The organism is Streptomyces achromogenes subsp. achromogenes (assembly GCF_000720835.1).
Taxonomy (GTDB): Bacteria; Actinomycetota; Actinomycetes; order Streptomycetales; family Streptomycetaceae; genus Streptomyces; species Streptomyces achromogenes.
The window spans coordinates 15,706-37,476 of sequence record NZ_JODT01000004.1 but is presented as its reverse complement, the minus strand read 5'-3'; the positions used below and the strand labels follow the sequence as shown (position 1 = coordinate 37,476).

The 21,771-nt window shown below is 72.7% G+C and carries 19 protein-coding genes and 3 pseudogenes; 13 read left to right on the top strand and 9 right to left on the bottom strand.

Features of this window, described 5'->3' with window-relative positions; translation table 11 throughout:
* Positions 1–61: 61 nt before the first annotated feature.
* Complete coding sequence (locus IH25_RS0105040; protein ID WP_107058325.1) at positions 62–1,393, bottom strand: aminotransferase class I/II-fold pyridoxal phosphate-dependent enzyme; 1,332 nt, start codon at positions 1,391–1,393, stop codon at positions 62–64.
* Positions 1,394–1,440: 47 nt separating this feature from the next.
* Here IH25_RS0105040 and IH25_RS0105035 point away from each other — a divergent pair, with 47 nt between their 5' ends.
* Entirely contained in the window at positions 1,441–2,121 is a 681-nt protein-coding gene (locus IH25_RS0105035; RefSeq protein WP_030603506.1) for a pyridoxamine 5'-phosphate oxidase family protein, read from the top strand.
* Positions 2,122–2,166: 45 nt separating this feature from the next.
* Here the strand turns inward: IH25_RS0105035 and IH25_RS0105030 are convergent, their stop codons facing one another.
* The 4 genes from IH25_RS0105030 to IH25_RS37390 form a co-directional block, all read right to left on the bottom strand.
* Positions 2,167–3,141 carry a DMT family transporter gene (locus tag IH25_RS0105030; RefSeq protein WP_030603503.1) on the bottom strand — a complete coding sequence of 325 codons (975 nt, stop codon included), beginning with the start codon at positions 3,139–3,141 and terminating at the stop codon, positions 2,167–2,169.
* Positions 3,142–3,334: 193 nt separating this feature from the next.
* Positions 3,335–4,339 carry an EamA family transporter gene (locus tag IH25_RS0105025; RefSeq protein ID WP_030603500.1) on the bottom strand — a complete coding sequence of 335 codons (1,005 nt, stop codon included), beginning with the start codon at positions 4,337–4,339 and terminating at the stop codon, positions 3,335–3,337.
* A gap of 46 nt (positions 4,340–4,385) precedes the next feature.
* Positions 4,386–5,093 carry a Clp protease N-terminal domain-containing protein gene (locus tag IH25_RS0105020; protein ID WP_394298412.1) on the bottom strand — a complete coding sequence of 236 codons (708 nt, stop codon included), beginning with the start codon at positions 5,091–5,093 and terminating at the stop codon, positions 4,386–4,388.
* A 271-nt stretch (positions 5,094–5,364) separates the two neighbouring features.
* Positions 5,365–5,991, bottom strand: a complete 627-nt coding sequence (locus IH25_RS37390) for a PadR family transcriptional regulator (RefSeq protein ID WP_030603495.1) — start codon at positions 5,989–5,991, stop codon at positions 5,365–5,367.
* A gap of 225 nt (positions 5,992–6,216) precedes the next feature.
* Here IH25_RS37390 and IH25_RS42125 point away from each other — a divergent pair.
* A pseudogene (locus IH25_RS42125) lies at positions 6,217–6,346 on the top strand (alpha/beta fold hydrolase); the annotation flags it as partial.
* Here the strand turns inward: IH25_RS42125 and IH25_RS0105010 are convergent.
* Positions 6,347–6,679: pseudogene (locus IH25_RS0105010) on the bottom strand (alpha/beta fold hydrolase); the annotation flags it as partial.
* Here IH25_RS0105010 and IH25_RS39055 point away from each other — a divergent pair.
* Both IH25_RS39055 and IH25_RS0105000 read left to right on the top strand, forming a co-directional pair.
* A pseudogene (locus IH25_RS39055) lies at positions 6,674–6,883 on the top strand (alpha/beta fold hydrolase); the annotation flags it as partial. The pseudogenes IH25_RS0105010 and IH25_RS39055 sit on opposite strands and share 6 nt — an antisense overlap.
* Positions 6,884–7,545: 662 nt before the next feature.
* Positions 7,546–8,358: a PhzF family phenazine biosynthesis protein gene (locus IH25_RS0105000; RefSeq protein ID WP_030603489.1), complete on the top strand. Its 813-nt coding sequence runs from the start codon at positions 7,546–7,548 to the stop codon at positions 8,356–8,358.
* Between the two features lie 24 nt (positions 8,359–8,382).
* Here the strand turns inward: IH25_RS0105000 and IH25_RS0104995 are convergent, their stop codons facing one another.
* Positions 8,383–9,183, bottom strand: a complete 801-nt coding sequence (locus tag IH25_RS0104995) for a CPBP family intramembrane glutamic endopeptidase (protein WP_030603486.1) — start codon at positions 9,181–9,183, stop codon at positions 8,383–8,385.
* A 285-nt stretch (positions 9,184–9,468) separates the two neighbouring features.
* Positions 9,469–10,986 (bottom strand): glutamate--cysteine ligase, encoded by a 1,518-nt coding sequence (locus IH25_RS0104990; RefSeq protein ID WP_030603483.1) that lies wholly within the window; start codon positions 10,984–10,986, stop codon positions 9,469–9,471.
* A 570-nt stretch (positions 10,987–11,556) separates the two neighbouring features.
* Between IH25_RS0104990 and IH25_RS0104985 the strand changes: the two genes are divergently transcribed.
* The 3 genes from IH25_RS0104985 to IH25_RS0104975 all read left to right on the top strand — a co-directional run bounded on the left by IH25_RS0104985 (position 11,557) and on the right by IH25_RS0104975 (position 13,485).
* Entirely contained in the window at positions 11,557–12,159 is a 603-nt protein-coding gene (locus IH25_RS0104985) for a hypothetical protein (protein ID WP_030603479.1), read from the top strand.
* Between the two features lie 319 nt (positions 12,160–12,478).
* Positions 12,479–12,685, top strand: a complete 207-nt coding sequence (locus IH25_RS0104980; protein ID WP_030603474.1) for a DUF5999 family protein — start codon at positions 12,479–12,481, stop codon at positions 12,683–12,685.
* 242 nt (positions 12,686–12,927) lie between these two features.
* Complete coding sequence (locus IH25_RS0104975; protein WP_030603471.1) at positions 12,928–13,485, top strand: hypothetical protein; 558 nt, start codon at positions 12,928–12,930, stop codon at positions 13,483–13,485.
* A 40-nt stretch (positions 13,486–13,525) separates the two neighbouring features.
* Here IH25_RS0104975 and IH25_RS0104970 read toward each other — a convergent pair whose 3' ends face one another.
* A complete protein-coding gene (locus tag IH25_RS0104970; RefSeq protein ID WP_030603468.1) occupies positions 13,526–14,860 on the bottom strand; it encodes an alpha/beta hydrolase in 1,335 nt (444 codons plus the stop codon).
* 68 nt (positions 14,861–14,928) lie between these two features.
* On the opposite strand from IH25_RS0104970, the gene IH25_RS0104965 reads away from it, so the two are divergent.
* From IH25_RS0104965 to IH25_RS0104940, 6 genes are all read left to right on the top strand, one after another.
* Positions 14,929–15,546, top strand: a complete 618-nt coding sequence (locus tag IH25_RS0104965; RefSeq protein WP_030603464.1) for a TetR/AcrR family transcriptional regulator — start codon at positions 14,929–14,931, stop codon at positions 15,544–15,546.
* 681 nt (positions 15,547–16,227) lie between these two features.
* Complete coding sequence (locus IH25_RS0104960; RefSeq protein ID WP_030603460.1) at positions 16,228–18,180, top strand: APC family permease; 1,953 nt, start codon at positions 16,228–16,230, stop codon at positions 18,178–18,180.
* Positions 18,181–18,320: 140 nt separating this feature from the next.
* A complete protein-coding gene (locus IH25_RS0104955; RefSeq protein ID WP_030603457.1) occupies positions 18,321–18,716 on the top strand; it encodes a TOBE domain-containing protein in 396 nt (131 codons plus the stop codon).
* Positions 18,717–18,923: 207 nt separating this feature from the next.
* Positions 18,924–19,760 (top strand): molybdate ABC transporter substrate-binding protein, encoded by an 837-nt coding sequence (gene modA, locus IH25_RS0104950; RefSeq protein WP_030603454.1) that lies wholly within the window; start codon positions 18,924–18,926, stop codon positions 19,758–19,760.
* Positions 19,757–20,617 (top strand): molybdate ABC transporter permease subunit, encoded by an 861-nt coding sequence (modB, locus tag IH25_RS0104945; protein ID WP_030603451.1) that lies wholly within the window; start codon positions 19,757–19,759, stop codon positions 20,615–20,617. Before modA ends, modB begins: the two co-directional genes overlap by 4 nt.
* Positions 20,614–21,759, top strand: a complete 1,146-nt coding sequence (locus IH25_RS0104940; RefSeq protein ID WP_245172703.1) for an ABC transporter ATP-binding protein — start codon at positions 20,614–20,616, stop codon at positions 21,757–21,759. The genes modB and IH25_RS0104940 overlap by 4 nt, the downstream gene beginning before the upstream one ends.
* The last annotated feature ends 12 nt before the right edge of the window (positions 21,760–21,771 follow it).

Genomic DNA, 21,771 nt, shown 5'->3' with positions numbered 1-21,771 from the left:
CCTACGCGGCCTGTCGCACCGGTCCCCGCACCCGTTCTCCGCACCCGTTCTCCGGTCGCCCTCAGCCGTAGACGCGGGCCGGGGACGGCCGGACCGCCGCCGCCACCGCGTCGGCCAGCGCGGTGATGTCCGCCTCGGTGAGCGGTGAGACCGTGATCCGCACGCCCTGGGGCGAGGCCAGGCGGAAGCGGGCGCCCGGGGCCACCGCCCAGCCGCTCTGGAGCAGGCGGGCGAGGGCGCCCGTCTCGTCGGGTACCGGGACCCAGACGTTCATGCCGCTGCGGCCGTGGGCGGTGACGCCGCGTTCCGCCAGCGCGCCCACCAGGGCGTCCCGCCGGGCGCCGTAGGACCGGGTTACCGCCGCCCGGTCCACCGCGCCGTCGGCCCACAGACGGGCCACGGCGCGTTGCAGCAGGAGGCTCACCCAGCCGGGGCCCAGGCGCTGGCGGCCCCGGAGCCGGTCGACGGTGACGGCGTCCCCGGTGAGGACGGCGAGGCGCAGGTCGGGGCCGTAGGCCTTGGCGGCGGAGCGGACGAAGGCCCAGTGGCGGGTGGCGCCCGCGAGGGGGTGCAGCGGCAGGTCGACGATGCCGTGGCCGTGGTCGTCCTCGATGAGCAGGGTCCCCGGGTGCTCGCGCAGCACCGCCCGCAGGGCACGCGCGCGTGCGGCGGTCACCGAGGCGCCGGTCGGGTTCTGCGCCCGGTCGGTGACGATCAGCGCGCGGGCCCCCGACTCCAGGGCGCGGCGCAGATCGTCCGGGCGCGGCCCGTCGTCGTCCACGCCGACCGGGGCCGTGTGCAGGCCGAGCGCGGGGACGAGGTCCAGGAGGCTGCCCCAGCCGGGATCCTCGACGGCGACCGTGTCGCCGGGCCTGAGGTGCGCGGTGAGGACGCGTTCGATGGCGTCGAGGGAGCCGGAGGTCACGGTCAGCGGGCCCGCGGGGACGCCGTCGGCGTCGAGTTCGGCGCGGGCGAGCCGGGCGAGGTCCGCGTTCACGGGATCGTCGCCGTAGCGGACGGGGTGCCGGTCGCCCTGTTCGGCCGCCGCGGCGAGGGCCGGAGCCAGTCGGGGCAGCAGGGCCGGGTCGGGGTTGCCCGTGGACAGGTCGCGGCCACCGGGGGGCACCTCGACGCGCAGTTCCTCCCGGCCCGTGGTGGCGGGCTTGGGGCGGACCCGGCTGCCCCGGCGGCCGGCCGTCTCGATCACCCCGCGTTCGCGCAGGATGCGGTAGGCGGCGGCGACCGTGTTCGGGTTCACCCCCAGCCGGGCCGCCAACTCCCGCATCGGAGGCAGGAGTTGCCCCGGTTCCAGCCCGCCCGACCCGACCGCCTGTTCGACGCTGGCCGCAATCTCGGCTGCGCCACGCCCTTCGATCCGATACTCTCCTAGCACAAACCACATTATGCACTAGTGCAATAAAGATCGCCATGGAGGGGACCATGCAGGGCACCACCGAGGAATCGCGGCCCGCCGCCTACGCGCCGACCGACCGGACCGTGCCGACGCGTTCCGCGGAGCGGGCGTCGTACGACAAGGAGCTGGTGCACGCGATCCTGGACGAGGGGTACGTCTGCCACCTCGGCTTCGTCCGGGACGGCGCGCCCGTGGTGCTGCCGACGCTGTACGGCCGGGTCGGCGAGCGGCTCTACGTGCACGGCTCGACCGGTTCCCGGCCGCTGCGGATGACCGGCCAGGCCGACCCGGGCCTGCCGGTGTGCCTGACGGTCACCCACGTCGACGGTCTGGTGCTGGCCCGCTCCGCCTTCCATCACTCGATCAACTACCGCTCGGTCGTGGTGCACGGCATCGCGCACGAGGTCACCGACCCGGAGGAGCGGCGGCTGGCCCTGGACGCGCTGGTCGACCACGTCGTACCGGGCCGGGCCGCCGACTCCCGGCCTGCGAACAAGAAGGAGCTGGCCGCCACCGCGGTGATCCGCCTGGACCTGGAGGAGGTCTCGGCCAAGGTCCGCACCGGCGACGCCAACGACGAGCCCGAGGACCTCGCCCTGCCGCACTGGGCCGGCGTCGTCCCGCTCCGCAAGGGGTACGAGGCCCCCGTACCCAACGGCGACCTGACTCCCGGCATCAAGCTGCCGGACTATCTGGCGACGCTGTAACGGCGACGGCCCGCCCCGGGACCCACGGCCCGGGGCGGGCACCGGTCACACGACGGTCGGCTCCGGTCGGCCCGACGCGCGGGCCTCGCTCACGGCCAGGCCCGCGACGGCGCCGAGCATCAGCAGGGTGCCGGCCGCCGTGGCCGCCGTGAGCCGCTCGCCGAGCAGGAGCACGGCCAGTACGGCCGCGGTCACGGGTTCCAGCAGCATGATCACGGAGACGGTGGCGGACCGGACGACCGCGGCTCCGGCGAAGTAGAACGCGTACGCGAGGGCCGTCGGCACGGCGGCGATGTAGAGCAGCAGGCACAGCAGCCGGACCGGGTGGGCGGTATGCGGCAGCAGCCCCTCGTGGGCGGCGAACGGCAGCAGGCACAGGCTGGTCACGGCGAAGGCGCCCACCGTGGTGCCGGCGGTGTCGCCGCCGCCGTCCCTCCCCCACCAGCGGGTGAGCAGGGTCATGGCACCGTAGCCCGCCGCCGAGACCACGGCGAGCAGCACCCCCGCCGGCCGGACGGTCGCGGCCGAGCCGCCCAGGGTGAGCACGGCCAGCCCGGCGAGCGCGCCCGCGACGGCCGCGGCGCCGCCCGCGCCCAGCCGCTCGCCGAGCAGCAGCCGGGCGCCGAGCGCTATCAGCACGGGGCCCGCACCGAGGGTCACGACGGTGGCCACGGCCAGCCCGGTCGACGCCACCGCCGCGAAGTACGCGGTCTGGAACACCGCGAGGGCGACTCCGGTGGCCAGGACCCTCGTGACCGCACGGCGCGATGGCCGGACCGGGGCGGTGCCGCCGGTGCCGTCGGTGCCGCCGGTGCCGTCGGTGCGCGGGCGCAGCAGGCGGCCGGCCAGCAGCAGGGCGAGCCCCAGCGCACAGCGCCAGAAGGAGAGGGCGAAGGGGCCCAGGTCGCTGGTCCGGTAGACCAGCGAGCCGGCGGCGCCCGCGGTGCCCCACGCGGCACCGGTGATGATCAGGTAGAGCAGGCCACGCCCGACGGGCAGGCCGGTGGAAGTGTTCGACAACAGAATCTCTCCGCAGAAACGCGCTGGACAGCGCGGAAGTTCGAAGGCGTCCCCGGCTCGGCGGGACGCGCTGACTTCATCTGCGGGCAGCACCGTCCAGCCCGGCGCGTGCGCGTCGGGCGAGTGTCCCGGAGGCCCGCCTCAGGCGGCCGGGGGCGGAAGGACGAGTGCGTTCTGCGGCATGTTCGGGACTCTAGGCCGCGGTGCCCCGCGCGGACAACTCCCTTTCCGCGCCGCCGGCGGCGACCGGCTCGGGAGTGCCCTTGCCGGGGCCGGCGGACTGGGCGATGAACGCGCCGACCAGGACGACCGCGCCGCCGGCGACCTGCGGCAGGGAGAGGTGCTCGCCGAGCAGTACCCAGGCCAGCACGGTCGCGATGACCGCCTCCAGGCAGGCGACGACCCCGGCGACCTGCGGCGACAGCCGGCGCACGGACAGCACGCCGGTGATGTACGCGATCACCGTGGCGACGAGCACGATCCAGGCGAGCAGGGCGGCGGCCGGTACGGCGGTGCCGTTCAGGTCGGTGGAGCCGCCCAGCACCGACCAGTCCATGGTCCAGGGGCGGGCCACCAGCGTCAGTACGGCGGCGCCGACGAGCAGTCCGTAGGCGATGACCCCGAGCGGGTCCGGTGCCGTCTCGCCCGCGTCGCCGCCCTGGTCGGCGAGGACGAAGTAGCCGACCTGGCAGCAGGCGGCGCCGAGGGCGAGCACCAGGCCGAGCGCGTCGAAGCTCAGCCCGGACCAGACCTCCACCACGCAGGCGAGTCCGCCGGCCGCGAGGACCACGCCGAGCGCGGCGGCGCGGGTGACGGGCCGCCGCTGCACGAACCGCACCCAGCCCAGCACCAGGGCGGGCGCCAGGTACTCGACGAGCAGGGCGACGCCCACCGGGATCCGGGAGAGCGCGGCGAAGTAGCAGGCCTGCACCCCGGCGACGGCGAGCAGTCCGAACCCGGCGAGCAACGCGGGCCGGCGGCGCGGCAGGGCACGGTGCCGCACGGCCAGCGGCAGCATCACCAAGGCCGCGCCCACCACGCGCAGCCACACCACGTGCAGCGGGTCGAGGCCCGCCTCGATCAGCGGCTTCGCGGCCACGCCCGACCCGCCGAAGGCCAGGGCGGAGGCGAGTGCGAGGCCGAGCCCGGCTCCCTTGCCGGGACTGTCCTGACTGCTCACAGACGTATGCACCGGCACATGATGACAGGCACCGACAGGAGCGTCACCCCTGTTGGCACCTGTCTCAGCCGGTGGACGGTCCGGGTCGTTCGCCGGCCGCCCGGCCGTCGTCGGCGCATGTCCCGGTGCCGGTCTCGATCCGCGCGATCAGGTCGTGCGCCGCGACGCCGGCGCGTTCGAGCACCTCCACGGCCCGGGACCCGGGGTCGGCGGCGAGCGCCGCGAGCAGATCGGTACCGGCGACGCGGTGGGCATTCCGGCGCCGGGCGCGGGTGCGGGCGGCGGCGAGCGCGGCGGCAGCGGCGGGCGACCAGCGGGCGGCGTCCCGGCCCGTGGCGTCGGTGAGCCGACCCGTGGCATCGGCGTCCCGGCCCACGCCTCCGGTGACCCGTCCCACGGTGTCGGCGTCCAGGCCCGTGGCGTCGGCGGGCGGTTGTCCGGGGCGGCCGGCCGGAACGGCTACGACGGGGAGCGCGCCGGAGTCCTCGACACCGGCCCGCCAGCGCAGTCCGTAGCCGATGCTGCGCTGCACGAGGTAGCCGAGGAGCCGGGCGAGCCGCCGGGGTTCGCCGACGGCGGCGCGGGCCTCGGGGTCGTGTTCCAGCAGGGCGTGGAGCAGATGAGCGGTGTCGGTCTGCCGGTCCCCGTCCCGGACGGCCCTCCTGCGGGCACCGGTGACCACCGCCGCCAGCTCCGCGTCGAGCCCGGCAGCGCCGTCCTGGTGCGGAACCGCTGGGTCGGGGGCGGTCCGGTCGGCTGTACGGGGTTGCACATCCCCTACCTCATCAGTCCCAACGGGGCGGGACATCCGCGACAGGAACCATTTTCGCGTCCCACGCGGAGTGGACATCACCGACCCGGATTTCATCCTTGCGGAGGAGATCCGGCCGATGTGGCGCGAGTCCGCGCGCGCCGCCTTGCCGTCCGCGCGCCGTCCCCGGGGTGGGGCTGATGGCGGACAAGCTCAGGACCCCACACGACAGGACCGGCCGGGACCGGCCACCGTACGGGCCACCCCGGGCCGGCCGGTCGCCGCACGGACCTCAGTGCTCGTCCGCGAGGATCAGATACAGCTTCTTGCGGGCGTCGTTGAGGACGGTCAGCGCCTTCTCCCGCTGTTCCTTGCTGCCGGTCTTCCAGACCTGGCCGAAGGCCTCCATCAGCCCGAAGCCGGCCTGGCGGATCTCACCGAGTGCCTCCCAGTCCACTCCGCGGGAGGCTTCCTCCCAGGGGGCGTCGGGACCCTCCTCGGCGGCGGCGCGTCCGCTCTCGGTGAGCGCGAACAGCTTCTTGCCGCCCTCGCTCCGGCTGGCGATCAGGCCCTCGTCCTCCAGCAGTTGGAGGGTGGGGTAGACCGAGCCGGGGCTGGGCTTCCAGGCGCCGCCGCTGCGTTCGGCGATCTCCTGGATCATCTCGTAGCCGTGCATGGGCCGCTCCTTGAGCAGGGCCAGCAGCGAGGCGCGCACATCACCGCGCCGCGCCCGCCCGCGCGGACCGCCCCGCCCGCGCGGCCCCCAGGGACCAGGCCCGAACCCGGGCCCACCGGGTCCGAACCCCGGCCCGCCCGGCCCGAACGGCCCGAAGGCACCCCGCCGCTCCTCGAAACCGCCCATACCCCAGCGCCCGGAACCCTCGTGCCGGTGTCCACGCTCGAATCCATGGCCGCGCATCACGATCACTCCATTCCATCGTTGATCAGTCACGTACGCATCGCGTATCGTTCGCGATGCTTCAACGATATATCGGAAGAGCGGGTATGCCAACACCCCCGCGACAGGAATGAAGGCGCGGGGCGCTCCCACCGCGGGCCGTTCGCGACATTCGTACAAGACCGGCAGCCACCGCCCCCGCACCATCGCCCCATGAACGCCTACGACGCTCAGCACGCGCAGCCGATGCATGTGGACCGCGATGGACCGCGGGACGCGCCGCCGCTGCTGCTCATCCACGGATCCGGAGCCTCGGGCGCCTCCTGGGGGCCGGTGGTCCCGGCCCTCGCCGCCCGGCATCATGTCGTCCGGACAGCTCGGGCACGGACTGCTCGGCGAGGTACGCGGTGTTCTCGCGCAATGCCTTGCGGAACGCGCGGTATGTGGTGCTCCGCAGGTCATCGACCATGCCGGGCGGGATGGTCGCCGACCCTGCGAGCGTGGCGCCGATGCCTTTGCGGATCACCGCATCCGAACGCCGCCGCCACAGCAGCAGCCCGAAGGGAGGTGCCAGCATGGCGCGGAGGATGGCCGGCTGCGGCAGGAGCGCGTCGAGGCGCGGGCCGGTACTGATCAGCGCCAGCGAACCCACCAGGTCGGGGCGCTGCTCCACGAGTGCGGTGGCGGTGTATCCGCGGCTGGAGTGGCCGGGCGGCTCGCCGCCCTCGGGGTGCCGGTGCTCGTGGTCTTCGGCGCCGCCGATCCCAGGTGGGATCCGGCGTCGGCGCGCCAGTACGACATCGTGGCGGACGTGCGGGTCGAGATGCTGCCGGGCGTCGGGCACCTGCCCATGCTGGAAGCGCCCGGGCAGGTGGGCCGCCTGCTGCTGGACTTCGCGGCCCTTCACGTCTGAACCCCGCCGGCCGGCCCTGCCTAGGCTGGTGTCGTGTCGTCCCAGGGGGTGCCACCCGTGTGGTCGGGTGTGGACATCGCGGTACCGGTGCCTTCGCGGCGTCTGCCGGGCATCAGCATGGCCGGCTTCCGCCAGCGTGTCCCCGCGCCCGTCGACATCACGATGGCAGCGCATCCGTCCGTCACCTTGCTCATCGACCTGAGTGACGATGACGGCTTGGTCTACGACGGGCAGGGCCGGCGCGGACACGGCAGTGTCGTGATCGGTCTGGCCCCCGGGGAGCTGCGGGCGTCCGGCCTGGTGGGCGAGTGCCTGCAGATCCGGCTGCGGCCGGATGTGGCGGCCGCGGTGCTCGGTTCGTCGTCCGTGGTCAGCGCAAGCGTGGAGTCCTTGGCGGACGTCTGGGGCCGCGACGCCGGGCGCGTCGAGGAGCGGCTGCGTACCGCGGGGTCGTGGGACGAACGGTTCGCGGTGGCGGCGGACGTCGTCCGGCGGCGGATCGGGGACGGGCGCGGGTCGATCTCTTCGAGTCCAGCGGTCGACGGTGCCTCGGCTCCCCCCGCCGGACGCGCACACCGGCGCCCGGCGGTCCGCGAAAACCAGTCCGGCCTTCGTGAATTGGCCTTGGTCCCGAGGCCGTCGCGGCCGCTAGCGTCGGCGTCATGCGCATTCGAATCGTGGACGCCTTCGCCGACCGCCCGTTCACCGGCAACCCGGCCGGCGTCCTGCTCCTGGACGACGTCTTCCCGGACGACGACTGGCTTCAGAACGTCGCCATGGAGGTGAACCACGCGGAGACGGCGTTCGCCCACCCGCTGCCCGACGGCGGTGACGCGGACTGGGCGCTGCGCTGGTTCACCCCCGTCACCGAGGTCGCCATGTGCGGGCACGCCACCCTGGCCACCGCCCACGTCCTGCACACCACCGGCGCCCACGAAGGACCGGTGCGGTTCGCCACCCGCAGTGGCGTGCTGATCGCCACGCCCGGCGCGGACGGCTCGCTCACCCTGGACTTCCCGACCGCCCCGCTCACCCCGGCCGAACTGCCGGCCGGGGTCGCCGAGGCGCTGGGCGCGCAGCCGCTCGCCGCCTTCGACACCGGGCCCGACATCGGCGACCTGCTGGTGGAACTGGCCGACGAGAAGACCGTCCTCGGCCTCTCCCCCGACCACAAGGCCCTCGGCGCCTACTCCTCGCGCGGCCTGATCGCCACGGCCCGCGCCGCTGACCCCGCCCGCGGCTACGACTACGTCTCCCGCTGCTTCTTCCCCAACGTCGGCATCGACGAGGACCCGGTGACCGGCAGCGCCCACACCGCGCTCGCCCCGTACTGGTCGCCCCGGCTCGGCGGCGACGACCTCACCGGGCTCCAGGCCTCCCGCCGTACCGGACTGGTCCGTACCGGCCTGCGGGGCGCGCGGACGTTGCTCACCGGCCGCGCGGTGACGGTCATCGAGGGCGACCTGCGCGCCTGAGCGGTTCGCCGGCGGCCCGCATGGTCAGGCCGTCGGCAGCCAGCCCACCTTGCCCGCGAGGAGGGCGTAGCCGACGAACGCCCCGATGTCGAGCAGGGAGTGCGCGACGACCAGCGGGCCGACGCGCCCCCAGCGGCGGTACAGCCAGACGAACACCACGCCCATCGCCATGTTGCCGAGGAAGCCGCCGATGCCCTGGTAGAGGTGGTACGAGCCGCGCAGCACCGCGCCGGCCAGCAGGGCGGCGCCCGGGCCCCAGCCCAGTTGACCCAGCCTGCGGAGCAGATAGCCGACGACGATGACCTCTTCGAGGACCGCGTTCTGCACCGCCGACAGGACCAGCACCGGGTACTTCCACCAGACGTCCGGCAGCGCCTCGGGTACGACCGTGAGGTTGAAGCCGAGGCCGCGGGCGGCCAGGTAGAAGGCGATACCGGTGCTGCCGATCACGGCCGCGACCCCCGCGCCCCGGGCCAGGTCGGACCAAGGGCGGGTGCGGTCGAAGCCGAGGACGCGCAGGCTCGCCCCCTCGCGCAGCAGCAGATGGGCGACGAGGGCCACGGGGACCAGCGCGGTGGCGATGCCGAAGAGCTGCCAGGCCAGGTCCAGCCAGGGCCGGCCCGGTGCGGCGGAGGCGTTGAGGGTGGCCGCCTGGTCCTTGAGGCCGCCCGGCTTGGTGACCGAGCCGATGAAGCTGATCAGCGCGGACACCCCGCTCGCCCCGAGGGAGAGCGCCAGTACGAGCAGTGTCTCGTCCCGCAACGTCCGCCGCGGGTAGCGTGCCCGCGCCGGGGAATCGGCCACCGCGTCAGCCTCCACCTGCACTCCCGCCTCCAGCCGGCTCATGGACCCCTGGTCCACCTTCGCCCGGCAAGGATCGCAGAAGCGCCCCCGGACCCCGCACACCGGCCCACTACGCCGTCGGCCGCCCTTCCACGGCGTCGGGCACAGCGTGGACCGGCGGTCCGCACGGCGCCCGGCCCGGCCACCGCGCCTCCTCGGTGTCCTCGCGGTGGGCCGGGCTTCTTGTGCGTGCTCACTTGTCTCTCGTGGAGGCTTTCCTGTGCGCCGCGCCGGCCCTCGAACCGGCCTGACCTGGGGCGCGCGCCCTCACCCCAGCGGCACCGGCTCCGGCAAGCCCACCGGCCAGGTGTGGACCGGTTCCCCGCCGTGCATCAGCTCGGCGTACCGGCGGGTCGTCGCCGCCAGGGCCGCCTCGCGGGACAGGCCCTGTTCCAGCGCCCGGTGGAAGGTGGCCGCCTGCCAGGACGCCCCGTTGACCCGGCGCCGGCAGCGCTCCTCGATCACGCCCAGGTAGAGATCCCGGTCGGCGGCCTCCACGCCCCACGCGTCCAGCCCGGCCGCGGCGAGCGGCAGCAACTCGTCGCGGACCAGCGTCACCGCGTCGACCTCGCCCGTGCCGCCGTAGCGTCCCCGCCGGGGCCAGACGAAGCGCGCGTCAATCCCGTACCGGCACGCCGCGTCGAAGTTCGCCTCGGCCGCGGCGAACGGCAGCCGGGTCCACACCGGCCGGGACTCCTCGGCGAGGGCGCGGACCAGGCCGTAGTAGAAGGCCGCGTTGGCGATGACGTCGGTGATGGTCGGCCCGGCGGGCAGCACGCGATTCTCCACCCGCAGATGCGGCAGGCCGTCCGCGATGCCGTACACCGGCCGGTTCCAGCGGTAGATCGTGCCGTTGTGCAGCACGAGCTCGCCGAGCCGGGGCACCCCGCCGGCCTCGATGACCTCCAGCGGCTCCTCGTCGTCACAGATCGGCAGCAGCGCCGGGAAGTAGCGCAGGTTCTCCTCGAACAGGTCGTACGCGGAGGAGATCCAGCGCTCGCCGAACCAGGTCCGCGGCCGTACCCCCTGTGCCTGCAACTCGGGCGGCCGGGTGTCGGTGGACTGGAGGAACAGCGGGGGCCGGGACTCGCGCCACAGCTCGTGCCCGAAGAGGAACGGTGAGTTGGCGCCCATGGCGATCTGCGCGGCGCTCGCCGCCTGGGCCGCGTTCCACACGTCCGCGAACCGGGCCGGGGTGACCTGGAGGTGCAGTTGCACCGAGGTGCACGCGGCCTCGGGCACGATCGACTTGGACGTGCAGACGAGGTGTTCCACGCCGTCGATGTCGAGCCGGAAGTCCTCACCGCGCGCGGCGACGATCTGGTCGTTGAGGAGGGTGTAGCGGTCGGCCTCGGAGAGGTTGGAGGAGACCAGGTCGTCCCGGTCGAGGGTGGGCAGGATGCCGATCATCACGATGCCCGCGTCCACCTCGCCGGCCTTGCGGTCGGCGTAGGCGAGCGAGGTGCGCAGCTCCTCGGCGAGCCGGTCGAATACCCGCCCGCCCAGCCGGTGGGGCGCTATGTTCACTTCCAGGTTGAACATGGCGAGTTCTGTTTGGAAATCACGGCTCGCGATGCGCTCCAGCACCTGACCGTTCAACATTTTTGGCATACCATCGGGCCCGGCGAGATTCAATTCTATCTCGACCCCCATGAGGTTCTTGGGGCGATCGAATCGCTTCTCCCGCAACAATCGCTCCAGCCCCGTCAGACACTTCTGGAGCTTTTCGCGATAGCGCTGGCGATCGGACAGGTCGAACTGCCCCGCCACGACCTTTTCCCCCATCGAAGTGTCCCTCCTCGGATGGGCGGGCCGACGCTCCGGCCGCCGGGCTCCCGGTCAGGGGGGATGATGCCCAGCCGAAGCGATCGATAACGTCCCTTGGCGGCCCGCCGCCCGTTACTCTGTCGGAATGTTCCCGGCGGCACATTCACGAGGCATGCCGCAGGTTGCACCCTCGGGTGCCCCGAACGCCTCGTGAAAAACGCCGACGACATCCGGCCGACCGCTACCGGGACGTAATACGAGGTCAGCGGTGACCGGCCGGTCCGGAAACCGGGATGAGTTCGGCAAAACGACGACCTAATTCACCCTTGCCCGTCATACCGGTGTCGGATAGCCGAAACATCGGCCGAACAAACGTCGTATAAACTTCGTGCGCACGGCAGAGGTGGCACCCTCGGTCCTGGTTTCCGAGGCGTTACCGCCGTCCCGGTTGACGGGGGGCGGACCGAGCCGGACCCTCGTTCACACCCGACCCGGGCCCCCACCTCTCCGGCCTTCCGTGAGCAGACAGCGCCGTCCGCCCCACCCCCTCCTCGCGCCGCCGCGCCTGTCGAATGAGAGGCGACCCACATGCCGCTGCACGTGCCCCCTGCCCCCGCGCCCGCCCTGCGCTCCGTCCTCGCCGCCCTCGGTTCTCCCACCGCGGTCCGCGAGGCGCGCACCCCTTCCCTGCGCGCCGCGCAGGGACCCACGACACCCGAACTCCCGTTGCCGGTCCATGTATGGGACCGCATCTCCGAACAAGGCCTGTCCGCGACCCGGCTGGCCGGCTGGCGCTTCCTGATCCGCTGCGGCGACCGGGCGGTGGCCGCGGCCGACACCATGCTCACCCCCGACGGCTGGACCTTCTGGCACTTCTTCGAAGGCCCGTACGTCGCCTCCACCGAACGCGCCCTGCAACAAGCCGAGACGCTCCAACTCCAGTACCAGGCAAGGCTGTTGTCCGTACCCGGGCTGTACATGCTCACCCTGTGGCTGCACGGCGACACCTCCGGTGACGGCACCGAGGGCCATCCGGCCGCCACCGACCTGCTCGTCCCGCTGGCCCCGGCCCCGCCTGGCATTCCGGCCCACCGTCCCTTCCGTGTCGCCGAGTTGCTTCCGGTGCTGACCCAGCGGGTGACTCCTCTCCCGCTGCTCGGCCCGACCGCGCTCGGCTCACCCGCCGCCTGACCGACACCCGCCTACCCCGCTTCCCGCCCGGGAAGCGGGGTAGGTCCGTTTCCGGAGCCCGGGGGCGGCCGTCTCGGGTGCCGGGTACGGCCACTCGGGTGCCTCGCCGACTGGACTAGTCCCTTCCGACCAGTGCGAACCACCCGAAGTGACCGTGGGGTTGGGCTGAACCGCCCGCGCGGGTGACGCGTCATGAACCTGTGAGAAGCGGTGGTGGGAAAAGCCTGCGGAATGCCACGCAGGAGAGAACACTGAACACAGACCGACTCTTTCATCACGGGGGACGGACATGATCACAACAGAGCGAAAGATCCCGCCCATGTGCCAGCACCAGCCGCCGTGCCCGCCAGCCGAATCCGCCGACCGGGAGTCCGCCCGCCTTGTGGCGCACCACCCGGAGCAGGGGTGGAGCCTGCTGTGCAACGGCGTCCTGCTCTTCGAGGACACCGGTGAGCTGCTGCCCGACGGCCGCATCATCGCCCCGCACCGCCCGCTCGGTGCGGAGCAGGTGATGACCGCCGCCTGAGCAGGCACAACAATCCAGGGGCCGGCCGCACACACCGTGCGCACCGGCCCCGACACATGCCGGGGCACACCCGCTCGGGCCGCGACGGGTCCCCGGCCGGCCCGGTCACGCTCGTTCGCGCGCGTCCGTATCCGGGGCGCGCGGGGCTCGGCGCTACGGTCCCGTCAATAACGGCCTCCCGGCCGTCAGGGCGCCGTCAACGGAGGACGCTCCGGGCCGCCCGCGGGGCTACCGTTTTCCCCATGAAGCACCGCGACGACACCCGCCCCCTGGCGACCGGCCGGCCCCCGTCCGGCACCGCGGCCGTGGCGTACGACCGCGACTGGGCCGGGGAGGTACGCGGCGCCGTCCGCTACGCCACCGCGCTGCTCGGCCTGCTGCTGTGTCTGGACGGGGCGGCCGGCTCGCTGACCTGGTGGCGCGGTGTCCTGTGGCCGGTGACGGCCCTGCTGCTGCTCCTCGTCCTCTACCCGGCGCGCGTGTCGGCCGGCCAGGGCTGGCTGGCCTCCCGCCGCCTGGGGCGCACCCGCCGGGTCCGTACCGACCTGCTGATCGCGGTACGCCCGCTGGACGGCGTCAGCCGGCGGCTGGTGCTGCGCGACGCTCTCGGCAACCGGGTCGAGATCGACCCCGAGGTGCTGGTCCGCAACCCGGACCTGTGGTACCGGCTCGACGAGGGCGCCCGGCGCGCCGAGACGGCCGGCATCCTGCTGACCGGTACGACCGCCCTGCACACCCTCGCCCGTCGCGTGGACCGCGAGACCGCGCTGGCCGTGTTCCGCGCGTCGGGCATGGAGTAGCGACTTCCGCCCCGAACGCGACTTAAAGGCTGAATTGTTCTTATTTGCCATCACGCAGGAAGGCAGGAATCTCATCGCGGGTCGGGTAGTTCGGCAGGGGTGCCGGCTTGCCCTGAAGGAACGCAACGATGACGGCGACGGCCCGGCCGTTGTTGTCGTCGAGGCCGTTCCACATGTGGTGTCCGACTCCGGGCATGTACTGCGTGCGTTGGATGGCCGGGTCACGGGCAAGCACGGCGGTCGCCCATTGACGGACCTGGGAGGAGCACTCGGCGATCATCAGCATCGCGGGGGTCCGGGAGCGCCTCAGCAGCGGTGCGATGGAGGGCGAGTCCTTGACCGTCTGCTGGACGCGGAGGCTGGCGGCGGGACTGAAGGAGAAGTTCTGTGCGGTGTCCTCGGCGGGGATGCGGTGCGCGTCGCGCGCGCAGTAGGCGGATGCGGTGTCGCTGCCGAGGTCTGCGGCGGTGAAGGCGTTGTCGCCTTCGGCCTGTCCGATCAGTCCGGTGTCGGGGGTGAGGAGTCCGAGTCGCATGAGGCCGAATGCCACGGCGTACCGGGGGACGTGCGTCGATCGCGGTCCGGTCGGGGCCGGGGCGAGACCCCGTGCGGATGCTCGGCCCTTGTGCCCGGTGATGCGTGCGGTGGGGCCGTCCGCGGGCCCGGGCTCGGCGATGATCGCCCGGTGCAGGCGTGCGGCGACGCCAGGGTCGGCCAGAGCTCGGGTGAGTACGACTCCGCCTCCTGAGAATCCGAGGATGTCGACCTTGCCCTTGTCCAGGCGGTCGACGAAGGCGGCGAGGTCACGGACCGACCTGGAGATCGTGTACTGGTCCATCGTGAGCAGGTCGCTTCGTCCGCCGCCGGCCTGTTCGTAGGCGTAGACGTCGTAGCCCCGGCGGGCCAGGAGTTGCAGGAACCGGTGGTCTTGCACGGAGATACCCCGGACCGGTCCTCCGTGCAGGTACACGAACGGGACGGGATGCCGGGGGCCGGGGTCCGCGGGCGGGTAGTGATACACCGCGACCCGGCTGCCTGTGGTCAGGTTCCAGTGCTGAGTGGACACGAACGCAAGCGCGGGCGGGTACCGCCGGGCCGTGGGCACGATCGGGATGCAGACCGTCGCTGTCAACGCCGCCGCGATGACCACCGGCAGGAACGGTACGAGCCGCGTCGGCCAGGTGCTATGCCGGCCCCGCCACAGCGCGAGGACAGTTCCGGCTCCGAGGGTCGTCAACCAGGCGGCGAGCCCCGAACCCGCCCCGTTCGTGAGGGCGATCAGTGCGAGAAAGACGACGACCAGCGTCGCGACGGCGGCCAGGGCCAGCAGTAAGCGTCCGGCGAAACGGACGAGACGTAGAACGGGCGTGGGCACGGCGGGCCTCCGGCAGTTTCAGAACGGCGTTTCAAAACGACGTTATCAGAGGGGGTAGGCTGCTGGCCGTGGGTAGGCCGAGAACAAACGACGAGGCCGTCAAAGAGCGGCTTGTGGAGTGCGCGACCGAGATGCTCGCCACCCGTCCGCAGGAGTCGGTCACGGTCCGCGCCGTGGCTGCCGCTGCCGAGGCGTCGACGACGGCGGTGTACTCCTTGTTCGGTGGTAAGGACGGGCTGATCGGCGCGGTGCGCGACAGAGCCGTCGCCGGCCTGTTCCAGCACGTGTCGGCGGTGCAGACCTCCGCGGACCCTCTCGCCGACCTCTACGCGCTGGCCGTCGCCTACCGTCGTTGGGGGTGCGGAAACAGCCACCTGTACACGGTGCTGTTCGGTGGTGTGCAGTCCTTCGACCCGTCAGGGGAGGTCGGTGCCAGTGACCCGGTCCGTCCGCTCCTCGCGGCGATCGATCGCGCCTTGACGGAGTCCGTCCTCGCCGGCGACGCAACGGCGATCGCCCTGTCGATCTGGGCAACCCTGCATGGGCTCGTGACTCTCGAACTGGCCGGGGCCCTCGACGCCACCACGGCCGAGGTCGCATTCCGCTCGTCGATTCACGCCACGCTGCGCGGATGGGCGACCGCGGAGGTGTTCCGCGGTCTTCGCCGAGCCGACCTCTCTCGGTGACAGGATCAGGGCCGGTATCCGGGTTCTCCCGGTCTGGCCATCGCGGCGTCAGAGCTGACTTGAAGGCCTTCGACCTCGCCAAGCCGGCCGCTGGCACGGGCCTCGCGGATGCGCTCGCGGTGGTTCTGGACGATCTCCAGGAGGCGGGACCGCTGGCGAGGATCCAGCCGGAGGACCGGGCAACGGATGACGCAAGCATGCTCGTGCTTGCAGGGACACCACAGAACCGGCGCCCCGCGGCACACCCACGGCACCACCACTACGCCCCACGACGCATGACACCAGGCGGCCACCCCCCACCCCGCACGCCCTCCCTCCGACGCCATGTCACACGGCCGGCCTCACCCCAGCCGGCACCCGTCCGGCACCGCGTCCCGGCCATGATCCGCGGCGGTCCTCATCCAGGCAGGGAGCACTGCGCCTCGTACGCCATGACACTCGGTGGCCGTCGCCCGGTCGCCCCCCGGCACCCCGCCTCCGGTCACCCTCTCGGCGCCGTCTCGGCGCACCGGTCCCGGCCTCGCCTTCTTCGTGCGGCCCCCGCGTTCCCGGACCATTCTTAACGCAAGCTTGACGCCGTCGGCCCGCCGATCCGCAGGCCCGAGCGTCACTCTCTGCTTACGCTGGTGCCACCGTCCGGGTGATGGCCGGAAAGAGCCGCCACACGTCAGGAGCACACCGATGGCCACGACCGAACGCCCTCCCAGTACCGGCCGCCTGCGCGCCTGGATGCTGGAGGGTCTGTCCGATCTGGCCAAGCAGCACCCGGGTCCGCACGCCGAGCCGGAGCCCGCCCACAAGGGCCAGCGCTGGTGGCGGGTGATGTGTCTGACCGGTGTCGACTACTTCTCCACCCTCGGTTACCAGCCGGGCATCGCGGCCCTGGCGGCCGGCCTGCTGTCACCGGTGGCGACCATCGTGCTGGTCGTGGTCACCCTGGCCGGCGCCCTGCCGGTCTACCGGCGCGTGGCCGAGGAGAGCCCGCGCGGCGAGGGCTCCATCGCGATGCTGGAGCGGCTGCTCTCCTTCTGGAAGGGCAAGCTGTTCGTCCTCACCCTGCTGGGCTTCGCGGCGACCGACTTCCTGATCACCATCACGCTCTCGGCCGCCGACGCCTCCACCCACCTGGTCGAGAACCCGCATCTGACGGAAGCCCTGCAAGGCAAGCAGATGCTGATCACCCTGTTCCTGGTCGCACTGCTCGGCGCGGTGTTCCTCAAAGGCTTCCTGGAGGCGATCGGCGTCGCGGTCGCCCTGGTCGGCATCTATCTCCTGCTGAACGTCGTCGTCGTGATCACCGGCCTGTGGCATGTGATCACCGCCGGGCATGTGATCACCGACTGGAGCGGTGCCCTGACCACCGAGCACGGCAACGTCTTCGTGATGATCGGCGTGGCGCTGATCGTCTTCCCGAAGCTCGCCCTCGGCCTGTCCGGCTTCGAGACCGGCGTCGCCGTCATGCCGCACGTCCAGGGCGACCCGGGTGACACCGACGAGCGTCCGGCCGGCCGGATCCGGGACACCAAGAAGCTGCTGACCACCGCCGCGCTGGTGATGAGTTGCTTCCTGATCACCACCAGCTTCATCACCACGCTGCTCATCCCGGAACGGGAGTTCAAGCCGGGCGGCGAGGCCAACGGCCGCGCGCTCGCCTACCTCGCGCACGAGTACCTCGGCAACGCCTTCGGCACGGTGTACGACGTCTCGACCATCGCCATCCTCTGGTTCGCGGGCGCCTCCGCCATGGCCGGACTGCTCAACCTGATGCCGCGCTATCTGCCCCGCTACGGCATGGCACCGCACTGGGCCCGGGCGGTGCGCCCGATGGTCATCGTCTTCACCCTGGTCGCCTTCCTGGTGACGTGGATCTTCGACGCGAACGTCGACAAGCAGGGCGGGGCCTACGCCACCGGTGTGCTGGTGCTGATCAGCTCGGCCGCGATCGCGGTGACCATCGCCGCGCGCAAGGCGGGCCAGCGCGGCTGGACCCTCGCGTTCGGAGCCATCTCGGCGGTGTTCCTCTACACGACCGTGGTGAACGTCATCGAGCGTCCGGACGGTGTGAAGATCGGCGCCTGCTTCATCGTCGGGATCATGCTGATATCGCTGCTGTCCCGGCTCGCCCGCGCCTTCGAACTGCGCGTGACCCATGTGACGCTCGACCCGATGGCGGAACGGTTCGTCCGGGACATGGCCCACCGGCGCATCCGTTTCATCGCCAACAAGCCGGGGCGGCGGGACAAGGCCGAGTACCGGGACAAGGCCGAGCAGATCAAGGCCGACAACGACATCCCGGCGCAGGAGGACTTCGTCTTCGTCGAGGTCACGGTCACCGACCCGTCCGAGTTCGAGGCGGGGCTGACCGTGCGCGGCGAGGTGCTGCACGAGCGCTACCGGGTGCTGACGCTGGAGTCCGCCTCCATCCCGAACGCCCTCGCCGCGCTGCTGCTGCACGTCCGGGACGCCACCGGCTGCACCCCGCACATCTACTTCGAGTGGACCGAGGGCAATCCGTTCGCCAACTTCCTCCGCTTCTTCCTCTTCGGGCAGGGCGAAGTCGCCCCGGTCACCCGCGAGGTGCTGCGCGAGGCGGAACCGGACCGGGAACGCCGGCCGCGGGTACACACCGGCTGAGCCGGACATCCACTCCGCACGGCCCGACCACCACCCGCACCCGGTCGGTACGACACCGGTCGGTACGACACCGGTCGGTACGACGTGAGTGCCCCGGCCCCCGCACACGGTTCCCGGCATCTGGCTCTATCGTGACCGGCATGCAGTCCTACACCATCGGCCAGGCCGCGCGGCTGCTCGGCGTCAGCCCCGACACCGCCCGCCGCTGGGCCGACGCCGGCCGGGTGGCCACCCACCGCGACGAGTCCGGGCGCCGGCTCGTCGACGGCAGGGACCTCGCCGCGTTCTCCGTCGAACTCGCCAAGGGTGACGGCGGCGAGGAGGAGGCCCCGTACACCTCCGTCCGCAACGCCTTCCCCGGCATCGTCACCGCGATCAAGCTGGGCGACGTCGCCGCCCAGGTGGAGATCCAGGCGGGCCCGCACCGGCTCGTCTCGCTGCTGACCCGGGAAGCCGTGGAGGAACTGGGCCTGGAGGTCGGCATGGAGGCCACCGCGCGCGTGAAGTCGACGAACGTGCACATCGACCGCGTCTGACCGGTGTGCCGCCGACGGCCGCTCCCCCTGTCACAGGGGCACCACGCCGTGCGAACGCACATGCAAGCTACAAGACTCGTACTCCCGGCTCATGCGATGCGACAGGATACTTCTGCCTCGCAGATGCGGCAGTATCATCGCCGCACGGCCGATCAACGGGCGTGCCAGGGCGCGACCGTTGTCCCAGAACCGAGGAGTCGATCCGTGATGACCCGTTCCGCGCGCCGGACCCGGCGGCTGCTGCGACTGGCCGGTGCGGGAGCCGCCGCCGTACTGGCCCTGACCGCCTGCTCCTCCTCGTCGGACTCCTCCGACGCGCCGGACACCGGGACGCCCGGCTCCTCGGGCGCGTCGGCTTCCCCGAAGCTGTCCGGCACGGTCACCGTGTTCGCCGCCGCCTCCCTGAAGGAGAGCTTCACGACCCTGGGCAAGGAGTTCGAGCACCGGCACCCCGGGACCAAGGTCAGCTTCAACTTCAGCGGCAGCGACACCCTCGCCGCGAGCATCACCGGCGGCGCCCCCGCCGACGTCTTCGCCGCCGCCAGCCCCAGGACGATGAAGACCGTGACGGACGCGGGAGACGCGTCCGGCGCCCCGGTCACCTTCGTGCGCAACCAGCTGGAGATCGCCACCCGGCCGGGCAACCCCGCGAAGGTGTCCTCCCTGAAGGACCTCACCAAGTCCGGGCTGAAGGTCGTCCTGTGCGACAAGACCGTGCCCTGCGGCGCCGCCGCGCGAAAGGCCCTGGACGCCGCCGGGATCGAGCTCACCCCCGTCTCCTACGAACAGGACGTCAAGAGCGCCCTGAACAAGGTCGAACTGGACGAGGCGGACGCCGCGATCGTCTACAAGACCGACGTGAAGGCGGCGCAGGGCAAGGTGCGGGGCGTGGAGTTCCCCGAGTCCGCCGGCGCCGTCAACGACTACCCGATCGCCGCGCTGAAGAACGGCCGGAACACCGAGGCGGCCCAGGCGTTCATCGCCCTCGTGCGGTCCGCCGACGGCCAGAAGGTGCTGGGCGAGGCGGGATTCCTCAAGCCGTGACCTCGCTCGACAAGCCCGGTGCCGCGGCCGGCCCCCGTCCGGGCCGGCCGCGACGCCGCCGCGCCGGCGCGGGGGGCCGACGCGGGGTGCCGTTGCCACTGCTGCTGCCGGGCCTGCTGGCGCTGGCCTTCCTGCTGCTGCCGCTGCTCGCGCTGCTCCTCCGCGCGCCCTGGCGCGCCCTGCCGCGGCAGCTGGGCAGCACCGAGGTGTGGCAGGCGCTCCAGCTGTCGCTGATCAGCGCCACCGCGGCGACCGCCGTGAGCCTCGTCCTCGGCGTGCCGCTGGCCTGGCTGCTGGCCCGTACGGAGTTCCCCGGCCGCGGCCTGGTACGGGCCCTGGTCACCCTGCCGCTGGTGCTGCCGCCGGTCGTCGGCGGTGTGGCGCTGCTGCTGGCCCTCGGGCGCAACGGTGTCGTCGGACAGTGGCTGGACGCGTGGTTCGGGATCACCCTGCCGTTCACCACCACCGGGGTCGTGATCGCGGAGGCGTTCGTGGCGATGCCGTTCCTGGTGATCAGCGTCGAGGGCACGCTGCGCGCCGCGGACCCGCGCTACGAGGAAGCGGCCACCACGCTCGGCGCGTCCCGCTTCACCGCGTTCCGCCGGGTCACGCTGCCGCTGATCGCGCCCGGCATCGCGGCCGGCGCGGTGCTGGCCTGGGCGCGGGCGCTCGGCGAGTTCGGCGCGACGATCACCTTCGCGGGCAACTTCCCCGGCCGCACCCAGACCATGCCGCTCTCGGTCTACCTCGCCCTCCAGAACGACCCGGAGGCCGCCATCGCCCTCAGCCTCGTGCTGCTCACCGTGTCCATCGCGGTCCTGGCAGCCCTCAGGGACCGCTGGATGACCACCCCATGACCCACACCGACCCGCACCCCCACGAGCAACCCGCCGACGGCACCAGCCCCGCACCCGCCCCGGGGACCCCCGAGCGGGCCGCCACCGCACCCGAACCCGCGGCCGGCGGCCTGGACGCCCGCCTCGTGGTCGACCGGTCCGGATTCCGTCTGGACGTGACCCTGAAGGCCGCCCCCGGCGAGGTCGTGGCCCTCCTCGGCCCCAACGGCGCCGGCAAGACCACCGCCCTGCGCGCCCTCGCCGGCCTCACCCCCCTCACGGACGGCCACCTGCACCTGGACGGCACCGCCCTGGAGCACACACCCCCCGAGGCCCGTCCGGTCGGCGTCGTCTTCCAGGACTACCTGCTCTTCCCCCACCTGTCGGCCCTGGACAACGTCGCCTTCGGCCCCCGCTGCCAGGGCGTGGGCAAGGCCGAGGCCCGGGCCCGGGCGGCGGCCTGGCTGGACCGCATGGGCCTCGCCGGCCACGCGGCCACCAAGCCACGCCGGCTGTCCGGCGGCCAGGCCCAGCGCGTGGCCCTCGCCCGCGCCCTCGCCACCCGCCCCCGCCTGCTGCTCCTGGACGAGCCACTGGCGGCCCTGGACGCCCGTACCCGCCTGGAGGTCCGCGCCGGGCTCCGCCGCCACCTGGCCGAGTTCGAGGCGGTCTCGGTGCTGGTGACACACGATCCGCTGGACGCCATGGTGCTCGCGGACCGCCTGGTGGTCGTGGAACACGGCCGGGTCGTACAGCAGGGCACCCCCGCCGACATCGCCCGGCACCCGCGCACGGACTACATCGCCCGGCTCGTCGGCCTCAACCTCTACCGGGGACGGGCCGCGGGGCACACCGTACGGCTCGACGCCGGGCCCGCGGTCACGACGACGGAGGAGCTGTCCGGACCGGCCTTCGTGGCGTTCCCGCCGTCCGCCGTGACCCTGTTCCGCGACCGGCCCTCGGGGGTGAGCGCCCGCAACCTGTGGCGCTGCGAGGTCACCGGCCTGGAGACGCACGGCGACCGGATCCGCGCCGACCTCACCGGCGACCTCCCGCTCGCCGCGGATCTGACGACGGTCGCCGCCGCCGAGCTGGACCTGCGCCCCGGTACACCGGTCTGGGCGACGGTGAAGGCGGCCCAGACCCACGCCTACCCGGCCTGACCGGACCCGCGC